Source organism: Enterobacteriaceae endosymbiont of Donacia fulgens (genome assembly GCF_012567545.1).
Taxonomy (GTDB): Bacteria; Pseudomonadota; Gammaproteobacteria; order Enterobacterales; family Enterobacteriaceae.
In genome coordinates, this window is sequence record NZ_CP046182.1 from 73,565 (window position 1) to 85,829 (window position 12,265).

Genomic DNA, 12,265 nt, shown 5'->3' on the forward strand with positions numbered 1-12,265 from the left:
AATTTTTAAAATTAAATTTTTTATAAGATAAAAAAAATTAAGGTCTTTTTACTGGAGAAGTTGCATATCTTTTAGCTGCATGCCCACCAGCACCTTTTTTACTATTAAAATTAAATGAGGAATTAATTAATTTATTATTATAATAATTTGTAAAATTATTTTGTATTTTTTTCCCACTTGATGAAATATAATTTTTATATATTTTTCTTTTTGTTATAAAATTATTATTTTTTATTTTAGAATGATTTTTATTAATAAAATCAGATACAATAATGTTTGTCGTTTTAAACATTATCTTTTTTTTATTATGTGATTTAGTTTTATCTATTATAATTTTATTAATTTTAACAGGATTTTTGAATTTATTAAATTCTATCCTATTTTCCAAAGAAATATTAGACATATTATTTTTCTTATCATTATTAAGAATATTATTTTTATTAATAAGAGTATTAATATATTTTTTTTTACGAAAAAAATAATTTTGATCTATTTTTATTTTTAAAAAATTTTTTAATTTAATATAATTAAAATTATTTTTGTTATTTTTTGTTTTTTTTAAAATTAAATTATTATTTAATTTTATTGGTTTTAATTTATTTTTTATAAATTTTTTATCAGAAATAGATATAATTTTTTTTTTATTAAAAGTTAAAAAATTTTTTTCTATATTTAAATTAATTTTATGAAAATTATTATTAATATTTTTATTAAAATTATTTTTTTTATTATTTAAAAAATATTTATTAAAAATATTTAAAATAATTTTATTTATAAATATTATTTTTTGTATAAAAAAATTTTTTATTTTTTTTATATAAAAATATTTTTTATTTAAATAATTAAATAGTTTATTCATTTTAATAAATGAATATTTTTTTTGTTCTATTATAGATTTATTATATATATTTAATTTTTTAATTTTATTATTTTTATCTATTAAATTTTCATGTAAAAATTTATTTTTAAAATAATGATAATTATAAATATTTGAATTTAATTTATGAATTTTCTTTATTATAAAATAAACATTTTTTTTATCTTCTCCATGTTTTATTCTTAAAATAGAATAATTAGGTGTACTTAATTTATCATTAGGAATGATAAATGTTCTTATTTTTCTATTTTCAATTGCATTTACTGCATTTCTCTTTTCATTTAATAAATAAGATGCTATTTTAACAGGAACTATAGCATATACTTCTTTTGTATTTTCTTTAAAAGATTCTTCTTCTATTATTCTTAGAATAGATAAAGATAAAGATCTACTATCTCTCAAATTTCCATTACCTAAACATCTAGGACATAAATAATAATTAGATTCTTTTAAAGAAGATCGTAATCTCTGACGAGACATTTCTAATAATCCAAATTTTGAAATATTATTTATTTGAATTTTTGCTCTATCTCCACGTATATTATTAAATAATCTTTTTTCTACAGCTTTTTTATTTTCTAAAAGTGACATATCAATAAAATCAATTACAATTAATCCTCCTACATCACGTAATCTTAATTGTCTAATAATTTCATCTGCAGCTTCTAAATTAATATTTAATGCTGTTTCTTCAATATCTATACCTTTAGTTGCTTTAGAAGAATTTACGTCAACTGAAGTTAATGCTTCTGTAGTATCAATAACAATCGAGCCACCTGATAATAACCTAACTTTTCTTTGAAAAGCTGTTTCAATTTGTGATTCTATTTGATAATGACTAAATAAAGGTACAGTACCTGTATATAACTTAATTTTATGATTTAAATCTGATCTTCCTAAAATATTAATATGTTTTTTTGCTAATTTTAATATTTTAGGATTATCAATTAAAATTTCATTTATATCTTGATATAAATAATCACGTAACGCTCTTATAATTATATTACTTTCTTGATATATTAAAAAAGGTGCTGATTTATTTTTAGCTATTTTTTTTATCATTTTCCAATGTTTTAATCTAAATTTTAAATCTAATTTTAATATTTCTATATCTTTACCTAATCCAGCCGTACGAATAATTACACTCATATTATTAGGTAAATACAATAATGATAAAATTTTTTTCAAATTTTTTCTGTTTTCTCCTTCTATTTTTCTAGATATTCCATTAGAACTAGGATTATTTGGCATTAAAACTAAATAACTTCCAGCTAAACTAATAAATGTTGTTAATGATGCACCTTTATTACCCCGTTCTTCTTTATTTATTTGTACAATAATTTCTTTTCCAATTAATAAAGAATTTTTTAAATTTAATTTATTAAATAAATTTTTATTAGAATAATTAGATAAATATTCTTCTGTAATTTCTTTAATTGGCAAAAAACCATGTTTATCTACTCCATAATCTACAAAAACAGCTTCTAAACTTGGTTCAATCCGTGTAATTTTTCCCTTATATATATTAGATTTTTTTTGTTTATAATTAGAATTTTCTATATCTAAATCATATAACTTTTGTCCATCTACTAGAGCAACACGTAATTCTTCATGTTGAGTAGCATTTATTAACATTCTTTTCATAATAACTTACTCATGTATTTTTTTATAAATTGATTAATATTTTTATATAAAATAAAAAAATTATATAATAAGAAAATTATATTTAATATTTTATGAATAGGTTTAAATCAAAAATTTTAATTGTTTTAAAATCATAAAATATATTTTATGATTATTTATAATTTATAAAAAAAATTTATAAAATATTTTTTTTATTAATATTTTATAAAATTATTTACTAAAATAATAGTAACATAAATTTTTATTTTAAAATAATGATTTTGCATGAAAAATATATCAAATATTATTATAATTCTTTATAATTATTATTATATTAATAATAATGATTAATTTATTTTAAAAAAGTTTTTATAATTTTATGTATAAAATAATAAATAATAAAATAATAACGATTCCATCTACTATTGAACATCAAAGAATTGATAATTTTTTAATAAATAAATTTAAAAATGTTCCTAAAAGTATGATATATAGAATGTTAAGAACAGGAAAAATAAAAGTTAATAAAAAAAAAATACTCCCAAATTTTAAAATTAAATCTCAAGATTTAATAAAAATCCCTTTTATTTATATAAATAAAATTAAACCTATTAAATATCATTTAACATTAAATAAAATAAAATTTTTTAAAGATATGATAATTTTTGAAGATAAATATATTTTAGCTATTAATAAACCTTCTGGTATAGCAGTTCACGGAGGTAGTGGGATTAATTATGGTATTATTGAAAATTTTAGATATTTATTTAAAAAAATAAAATTTTTAGAACTTGTACATAGAATTGATAAAGAAACTTCTGGAGTTTTATTAATAGCTAAAAAAAGATCAATATTAAAAATATTACAAAAACAATTAATAGAAAAAAAAATACTTAAAGAGTATATAGCCTTAGTTAAGGGAAATTGCTTTGAAAAAAAAAATATCTATATTAAAAATTTTTTAGTAAAAAATTTTTTAAATAAAAAAATTAAAGTAAAAATAAATAATAATAAAGGTAAATATTCAGAAACTAAATTAAAAATAATTAAAAATTATAAAAATTTTATGTTAGTAAAAATCAACCCGTTAACAGGAAGAACACATCAAATTAGAGTTCATATGGCTTATTTAAAACATCCTATAATTAATGATCAAAGATATGGTGATAGTAGTTTAAACTTTAAATTTAAAAAAAAATTTAATATAAATCGATTATTTTTACATGCAAAAAGTATTCAATTAATACATCCTAAAAATAATAAAAAAATTAAAATTTATGCTCCATTAAGTAATGAATTAAATAATTGTTTATTAAATTTAAAACAATACTAAATAATATTGCATATATAAATAAACATATTTATAATGTATATTTAATTCAGTTAATATAATATATTATATAATATTTAATAAAATAAAAGGTATATAAATAAATAATATGGCTGTTCAAAAACATAAAAAATCAAGATCTAAAAGAGGTATGCGACGTTCCCATGATAAATTATCTCATAATAAATTTTTATTAATCAATAAAAAAACAGGTAAAAAATATTTATTTCATCATATGACTGATGATGGTTTTTATAAAGGTATACAAATTATTAATAAAAATAATAAATAATTATAAAAATTTTTTAAATTTATTAAATATTTATTATAAAAAAATATAAAATATGAAAAAATTTGCTGCTATTTTTCCAGGACAGGGAACTCAATTTGTTGGTATGATATCTTCATTATATATCAAATATAAAATTATAAGAGAAACTTTTGATTCCGCCTCCGAAATTCTTAAATATAATTTATGGAATATTATTCAAAATGGTCCATTAAAAAAATTAAATATAACATATTATACACAACCTGCTATTTTAACTACATCTATTGCTATATATAGATTATGGTTACAAAAAAATAATATTTTACCTGAAATAGTTACTGGTTATAGTTTAGGAGAATATGCTGCAATGGTATGTAGTGATATTATTAGTTTTATAGATGCTATTAGAATAGTACAATATCGAGGTAAATTAATGCATGAAATATCATCTAATTTAAATGATTTTCATATAAATGGATATTATATGCAAACTATTATTGGTTTAAAAAAAAAAAAATAGAAAAAATTTGTAAAAAAATATCTAAAAATAATTATATTATATCAATATCTAATTATAACTCATCTTATAATGTAACAATTAGTGGAAATAAATTAGCTATAGTAAAAGCTATTAAAATAGCTAAATCTTTAGGTGCATATATAATACCTATTAATATAAATATACCGTCTCATTGTTTATTAATGAAACCTATAGCATATAAATTTAAAAAATTTTTAGATAAAATTATTATTAATAAACCAAAAATTAAATTTATTAATAATATAAATTGTAAATATGAAAAATCATCTAAAAATATTAAAAAAAATTTAGTAAAACAATTATATTCTACCATTAATTGGATTGGATGTATAAAATTTATAGAAAAACAAAATATATTTAATATAATAGAATTTACACCTAAAATTATGCTTAAAAAAATATCAAAAAAGATTACAAATAATATGAATATAAATTCAATTTATAATTTACAAACATTTCTTTTAACATCAAAAAAATATAAAATTTATAAATAATATGTTAAAAAATTTTAATTTAAATAATAAAATAGCTTTAGTAACAGGAGCAAGTAAAGGAATAGGCTACAGTATAGCTAATACATTAGTAAAAAATGGAGCATATGTAATAGGTACATCCACTAATATTAGTGGAGTTAAAAAAATTAATAATTTTTTAGGTAAAAAAGGTGTTGGTTTAATTCTTGATTTAAAAAATAAATCACCTTATATTATTAATAATTTAATTAGATATATTATTAAAAAATTTAAAACTTTAGATATACTTATTAATAATGCAGGAATTATATATGATAAACTTGTATTAAATATGAAAGATTATCAATGGGATAATGTTTTACAAATTAATTTAACTTCTATATTTAGAATTTGTAGAGAAGTTATTTATTATATGATAAAAAAATCATTTGGTCGTATAATTAATATTGGATCAACTATTGGCATCACTGGGAATATAGGTCAAGCTAATTATGCAGCATCAAAATCAGGAATTATTGGATTTAGTAAATCTTTAGCTAAAGAAGTAGCTTCAAAAGGTATTACTGTAAATATTATATCTCCTGGTTATATTAAAACTGATATGACATTAAATCTTAAAAAAAGAGATCATGATAATATCATAGCACAAATCCCTTCCAAACGTTTCGGTTATCCTCAAGAAATAGCTGATGCTGTAATTTTTTTAGCTTCCGATAAAGCATCTTATATAACAGGAGAAACACTTAATATTAACGGTGGTTTATATATGGGATAATTTTATTATTTTATTTTTTAGAAAAATTATCCTAAAATAATTTTATAGGAAAATATAACGAGTATGAGTAATTCTATTACTAAACGTGTTAAAAAAATTATTATTGATCAATTAGGAATAAAAAAAAATATTATTAGTTCTTCCTCTTTTAAAGAGGATTTAGGTGCAGATTCTCTTGATACTATTGAAATTATAATGGCATTAGAAGAAGAATTTAATATTGAAATTTTAGATGAAGATGCTGAAAAAATTACTACTATTCAAGAAGCTATTAATTATATTAATAATTATAAAAAATAAAATTTAATTAAAATTATGGAATTAAGAGTAATATATTTTACTCTATTCCATAATAATAATTTTTAAAATATATGATCTATATAGAAAAAATACAATGTTTAAACGTAGACGTGTAGTAATTACTGGTATTGGAATGATTACTCCAATAGGAAATACAATAGAATCTAATTGGTATAATCTTATTAATGGTAATAGTGGTATTAATTTAATTAATACTTTTAATACTGATAAATATAAAACTAAAATTGCTGGATTAATAAAAAATTTTAAGTATATAAATAATCTTTCTAATAGAAAAAAGAAAAATATTGATTTATTTATTCAATATGGATTAATAGCATGTAATGAAGCTATTAATAATTCTGGTTTAATACTTAATAAATATGATAATCCTAGATTTGGAATTGCTATAGGTTCTGGATTAGGAGGTATTAATTTAATAGAAAAAAATATTCAAATATTAAATAAAAATGGTCCCAAAAAAATAACTCCATTTTTAATGACAGCAACTCTTATGAATATGTTAACAGGGAATATTGCAATTAATTATAAATTAACAGGACCTAGTTTAACTATTAGTACAGCTTGTAGTTCTGGAATACATAATATTGGAATTGCTTTTAAAATTATATCTTATAATGATGCTGATGTTATGATAACTGGAGCATCAGAAAAAGCTGTAACTCCTTTAAGCTTAAGTGGTTTTTGTTCAATGAATGCTTTATCAAAAAGAAATCATGAACCAAAAAAAGCAAGTAGACCTTGGGATAGAGATAGAGATGGTTTTGTTATTGGAGATGGAGCAGGTATTCTAATATTAGAAGAATATAATCATGCTAAAAAAAGAAACGCAAATATTTTTGCAGAATTAGTAGGTTTTGGTATGAGTAATGATTCTTATCATATAACTTCACCACCTATAAATGGAAAAGGTGCTCAGTTAGCAATGTTTAATGCATTAAAGGATGCTAATCTTAATCCTGAAAATATTAAATATATAAATGCACATAGTACATCAACAAAAATAGGAGATATAGCAGAAGTAAATGCTATTAAAAAAATTTTTAAAAATAACTATTATAAATTATTTGTAAGTTCTACTAAATCAATCACTGGACATTTATTAGGTGCTGCTGGAGCTATTGAATCTATTTATTCAATTTTATCATTAAAAAATCAAATAGTTCCTCCTACAATTAATTTAGATCATCCTGATAAAAATTTAGATTTAGATTTTATTCCTAAAATTTCTCGAGATGTTAATAATATGAATTATGTATTATGTAATTCTTTTGGTTTTGGAGGGTCTAATGCTTCGTTAATTTTTAAAAAAATATAATTTTAAAAATAAAATTTTAATTTTGAATATTTTTATTTAAAAAAATAAATATTAATTATAGTATTATAATAAATATTTAATTTTAAAAAAATGAATAATAAAAAATTTATTGTAGTAGAAGGAATAGATGGTGCTGGAAAATCCACTATTTGTAATTATATAGTAAAATTATTAAATAATTTTAATATTACAAATATTATTCAAACTCATGAACCTGGAGGAACTCCGATCGCAGAAAAATTAAGGAATATTATTAAATTTTCTCAAGGAGAAAAAATTTCTTACAAAACAGAATTATTATTAATATATGCAGCTAGATTACAATTATTAGATAATATAATAAGAAAAAATATTAATATAAATTGGATTTTATCCGATAGATATGATTTATCTACATATGCCTATCAAATAGGCGGGAGAAATATAAATAAAAAAATTATATTATTTTTACAAAATTTTATTAATAATAATATAAAACCAGATATTATTATTTATTTAGATGTAAATCCTGTAATTTCTTTACAAAGAATAAATTCTAAAAATTACGATAGAATTGAAAAAGAATCTATAAACTTTTTTTCTAGAGTAAGGAAATATTATTTAAAAATAGCAAAAAAAAATAAAATTATAAAAATAGTTGATGCTAATAATAATCTAAAAAATGTAAAAATATCAGTAAAAAAAATTATTAACAAATTAATATTAGTATAAAATGAAAAAATATCCTATATTATTATCAACATATCCATGGTTAAATTTTTTTTATAAAAAAATAATTAATCAATTTTTAAATAAAAAAAATTATAAAGCATATATTTTTTGTTCTTTAAATGAATTAGGTATAAATAATTTAATTTATGCTTTAACTAAATGGATTTTTTGTATTAATAAAAAAAAAATATATAGTTGTTCTAAATGTCAAAATTGTATTTTAGTAGAAAAAAATATTCATCCTGATTTACATATTATTAAAAATAATAAAGAAAAAAATAGTATTAGTATAGAAGTAATTAGAAATCTGACTGAAATTATTTATCAATCATCTTATAAAGATGTTGGTAAAATTATATGGTTTCCTTATGCTAATCAATTAAATATTTCATCTAGTAATGCTCTTTTAAAAATTTTAGAAGAACCTTCAGATAATATTTGGTTTTTTATACAATGTAATAATAAAAATGAATTATTACCTACAATATATAGTAGATGTCAATTTTGGCATATATATCCTCCTAATGAAAAAATAGGTATATTATGGTTAAAAAAAAAAGTACAAAATTATAAAATTTTTCAAAAAGAATCAATAAAAACTGCATTACGTTTATGTAATAATTCACCAATTGATGCATATCAATTATTAAATAATATAATATGGAAAAGTAGAAATATTTTATATACTATTTTAGTCTCCTCTTTAGAGGAGGATATAATGAAATTATTATCTATTTTAAATAATAAAAATATTCTGTTATATTTAAATTGGATTTATCTAATTTTATTAGATGTAGTTAAAATTCATCTAAATATAGATAAAAAATTTTTATATAATTTAGATCAAATATATTTTATACATAAAATATCTAATTTAATTGTAGTAGATAAAATTTTATTAATGATAAAAAAAATATTATTTTATAGTAATATTTTAATAAAAATTAATAATATTAATTATGAATTAGTATTAATTAATTTATTATTATCTTTAGAAAAAATATATACATCTAATAATAAATATAAATAATATTTATTAAATTTCATTTAAAATAGGATATTTATAATGTTTAGTAATACATTCGCTAATATGCAAAAAATAGGTAAATCTTTAATGTTACCAGTATCTGTCCTGCCTATAGCAGGAATATTATTGGGTATAGGATCAGCTAATTTTTCTTGGTTACCTAATATTATTTCTAATATTATGGAAAAAACAGGTAGTTCTGTTTTTGCTAATATGCCATTAATTTTTTCTATTGGAATTTCTTTAGGATTTACTAAAAATAATGGTGTATCTGCATTAGCATCTGTTGTTTCTTATGGTATTTTAACAAAAACTATTGAAGTTATGATTCCTATTTTATTACATAATAATTATACACAAGAAATGGTTATTCAAAAACATCTTGCAAACACAGGAGTATTAGGTGGAATTATTGCTGGTTCTATCGCTGCATATATGTTTAATCGTTTTCATAATATCAAATTAGTTGATTATCTTGGTTTTTTTTCTGGTAGTCGTTTTATTCCTATAATTTCAGGTTTAACATCAATTTTTGTTGGGTTATTATTATCTTTTATATGGCTTCCAATTGGAAAAATAATTCAACATTTTTCATATTGGGCTGCTTATCAAAACCCAGTTTTTGCATTTGGTATTTATGGAATAATAGAAAGAACTTTATTACCTTTTGGTTTACATCATATTTGGAATGTTCCATTTCAAATGGAGATAGGTTCATTTATGAATATATTTACTAAGCAAGTATATCATGGTGATATTGCAAGATATATTGCTGGAGATCCATCTGCAGGTAAATTAGCAGGAGGTTTTTTATTTAAAATGTATGGATTACCAGGAGCAGCTATTGCTATATGGCAAACATCAAAAAAAGAAAACAAAAAAAAAATTGGTAGTTTAATGTTTTCAGCAGCATTAACATCTTTTTTTACAGGAATTACTGAACCAATAGAATTTTCTTTTATGTATGTAGCACCATTATTATATATAATACATATTATTTTATCAGGATTATCTTTTCCTATTTGTATTTTATTAGGAATGAGAAATGGAACAAGTTTTTCTCATGGATTAATTGATTTTATTATTTTAAGTGGTAATGGTTCTAAAATATGGTTATTCCCAATCGTAGGTTTGATTTATACATTTATATATTATTATATATTTAAAATAATAATTATTAAATTAGATTTACAAACTCCTGGTCGTGAAAAAATACAAAATAATATATATAAAGAAAATGATATATCATTAAATTATGGAAAAAAATTAGTTGAAGCTTTTGGAGGTAAAAATAATATTACTAATTTAGATGCATGTATTACTAGATTACGTATAACTGTTCTTAATATCAAAAAAGTTAATGAAAAAGAATTAAAATTGTTAGGAGCTTCTGCTATTATTATTTCTGGTAATGGTGTACAAGCTATTTTTGGTACTAAATCAGATAATTTAAAAACAGAAATGGATAATTTTATAAAAAAAAATAACTATTAATAAATATAAAAATATTATGAATAATAAAAAAAATATATTTCAACAAATTCTATCTAAAAAAATAATTACTAATATTATTTATCAAGATGATTTAGTAACAGCTTTTAATGATATAAAACCACAAAGTCCAATACATATTTTAATTATACCTAATATTTTTATACAAACACTTAATAATATTAATCATAAACATGAATTAATTCTAGGAAGAATGTTATTAGTGGCATCTAAAATAGCAAAAAAAAAAAAAATTCATAAATCTGGTTATAGAATTGTTATTAATTGTAATGTTCATGGATGTCAAACAATATTTTATTTACATATGCATTTATTAGGTGGTAGACAAGGTGTAAATATTTTCTTTTAGTTTTAAAAATTATATTTTTTATTTTTAATAATATTTTAAAAAATACAAATTGTGTATTGCTATGTATTTATTAAAATAATACATAGCAAATGTTTATATTTTTATTTAAAAATATGTAAGATTAAATCTAATATTTTAGAAGAATAACCTGTTTCATTATCATACCAAGCAATTAATTTAAAAAAATTATTATTAATAGCTATACTTGCTTTTTTATCAAAAATAGATATTAATGTTGAACCATTAAAATCACTAGATACTACATCATCTTCTGTATAACCAATAATTTCTTTCATATAATTATTAGATGCAAATTTAATAACTTCACAAATATCTGATAATGTAGTTTTTTTTAAAATTTTAACAGTAAAATCAACAACAGAAACATTAGCAATCGGTACTCTTAATGATATTCCTGTTAATTTATTATTTAATTCTGGTAAAACAATTCCTACTGCTTTTGCAGCTCCTGTACTTGAAGGAATAATATTTTGATATGCCCCTCTTCCTCCTCTCCAATCTTTCATAGAAGGACTATCCACTGTTTTTTGTGTAGAAGTTACTGCATGAATAGTTGTCATAAGACCATTTTCAATAATATAATTATCATTGATAATTTTAGCTAATGGAGCTAAACAATTAGTAGTACATGAAGCATTTGAAATAATATTTTCTCCATTATAACTATTAAAATTAACTCCTTTTACAAACATAGGGATTGAATTATCTTTAGGAGGAGCTGTAATAATAACTTTTTTAGCCCCAGCAATAATATGTTTTTTTGCTAATTCTTTTGTTAAAAAAATACCTGTAGATTCAACAACAATATCAATATTTAAATCGTGCCATTTTAATTTACTAGGATCTGATTCAGAAAATACGTGAATAATATTTTTATTTATAATTAAATTATTTTTATGAACTTTAATTTTTTCTTTAAAAGATCCATGTGTTGAATCATATTTTATCATATATGCCATATAATTGATTTCTAATAAATCATTAATAGCTATAATTTTAATTTTCGTATTTTTTTGAGCAGCGCGAAAAAAAATACGTCCTATTCTTCCAAATCCATTAATAGCAACTCTAATAGACATTAATTATCTCCTAATCATAAATACAAAATTATGAAAA

13 protein-coding genes are annotated in these 12,265 nt (G+C 19.3%); 11 read left to right on the top strand and 2 right to left on the bottom strand.

Annotated features, from left to right (window positions below; translation table 11 throughout):
- Positions 1–37 precede the first annotated feature (37 nt).
- Complete coding sequence (locus GJU05_RS00385; protein ID WP_208753582.1) at positions 38–2,521, bottom strand: Rne/Rng family ribonuclease; 2,484 nt, start codon at positions 2,519–2,521, stop codon at positions 38–40.
- 358 nt (positions 2,522–2,879) lie between these two features.
- Between GJU05_RS00385 and GJU05_RS00390 the strand changes: the two genes are divergently transcribed.
- The 11 genes from GJU05_RS00390 to GJU05_RS00440 all read left to right on the top strand — a co-directional run bounded on the left by GJU05_RS00390 (position 2,880) and on the right by GJU05_RS00440 (position 11,128).
- Positions 2,880–3,833 (top strand): RluA family pseudouridine synthase, encoded by a 954-nt coding sequence (locus GJU05_RS00390; RefSeq protein WP_208753583.1) that lies wholly within the window; start codon positions 2,880–2,882, stop codon positions 3,831–3,833.
- A 106-nt stretch (positions 3,834–3,939) separates the two neighbouring features.
- Positions 3,940–4,122: a 50S ribosomal protein L32 gene (gene rpmF / locus GJU05_RS00395; RefSeq protein ID WP_208753584.1), complete on the top strand. Its 183-nt coding sequence runs from the start codon at positions 3,940–3,942 to the stop codon at positions 4,120–4,122.
- A 52-nt stretch (positions 4,123–4,174) separates the two neighbouring features.
- Positions 4,175–4,621, top strand: a complete 447-nt coding sequence (locus GJU05_RS00400; protein WP_208753585.1) for an ACP S-malonyltransferase — start codon at positions 4,175–4,177, stop codon at positions 4,619–4,621.
- Between the two features lie 182 nt (positions 4,622–4,803).
- Positions 4,804–5,136: an ACP S-malonyltransferase gene (locus tag GJU05_RS00405; RefSeq protein ID WP_208753586.1), complete on the top strand. Its 333-nt coding sequence runs from the start codon at positions 4,804–4,806 to the stop codon at positions 5,134–5,136.
- A 1-nt stretch (position 5,137) separates the two neighbouring features.
- Positions 5,138–5,890: a 3-oxoacyl-ACP reductase FabG gene (gene fabG / locus GJU05_RS00410; RefSeq protein ID WP_208753587.1), complete on the top strand. Its 753-nt coding sequence runs from the start codon at positions 5,138–5,140 to the stop codon at positions 5,888–5,890.
- 63 nt (positions 5,891–5,953) lie between these two features.
- Positions 5,954–6,190 carry an acyl carrier protein gene (gene acpP, locus GJU05_RS00415; RefSeq protein ID WP_208753588.1) on the top strand — a complete coding sequence of 79 codons (237 nt, stop codon included), beginning with the start codon at positions 5,954–5,956 and terminating at the stop codon, positions 6,188–6,190.
- A gap of 94 nt (positions 6,191–6,284) precedes the next feature.
- Positions 6,285–7,529 (top strand): beta-ketoacyl-ACP synthase II, encoded by a 1,245-nt coding sequence (gene fabF / locus GJU05_RS00420; RefSeq protein ID WP_208753589.1) that lies wholly within the window; start codon positions 6,285–6,287, stop codon positions 7,527–7,529.
- A gap of 90 nt (positions 7,530–7,619) precedes the next feature.
- Positions 7,620–8,240, top strand: coding sequence for a dTMP kinase (gene tmk, locus GJU05_RS00425; RefSeq protein WP_208753590.1), 621 nt, complete (start codon positions 7,620–7,622; stop codon positions 8,238–8,240).
- A 1-nt stretch (position 8,241) separates the two neighbouring features.
- Positions 8,242–9,270 carry a DNA polymerase III subunit delta' C-terminal domain-containing protein gene (locus GJU05_RS00430; protein ID WP_208753591.1) on the top strand — a complete coding sequence of 343 codons (1,029 nt, stop codon included), beginning with the start codon at positions 8,242–8,244 and terminating at the stop codon, positions 9,268–9,270.
- A gap of 36 nt (positions 9,271–9,306) precedes the next feature.
- Positions 9,307–10,761 (top strand): PTS glucose transporter subunit IIBC, encoded by a 1,455-nt coding sequence (gene ptsG, locus GJU05_RS00435; protein ID WP_208753592.1) that lies wholly within the window; start codon positions 9,307–9,309, stop codon positions 10,759–10,761.
- Positions 10,762–10,777: 16 nt separating this feature from the next.
- Entirely contained in the window at positions 10,778–11,128 is a 351-nt protein-coding gene (locus tag GJU05_RS00440) for an HIT domain-containing protein (RefSeq protein ID WP_208753593.1), read from the top strand.
- 101 nt (positions 11,129–11,229) lie between these two features.
- Here the strand turns inward: GJU05_RS00440 and gap are convergent, their stop codons facing one another.
- A complete protein-coding gene (gene gap, locus GJU05_RS00445; RefSeq protein WP_208753594.1) occupies positions 11,230–12,228 on the bottom strand; it encodes a type I glyceraldehyde-3-phosphate dehydrogenase in 999 nt (332 codons plus the stop codon).
- Positions 12,229–12,265 lie beyond the last annotated feature (37 nt).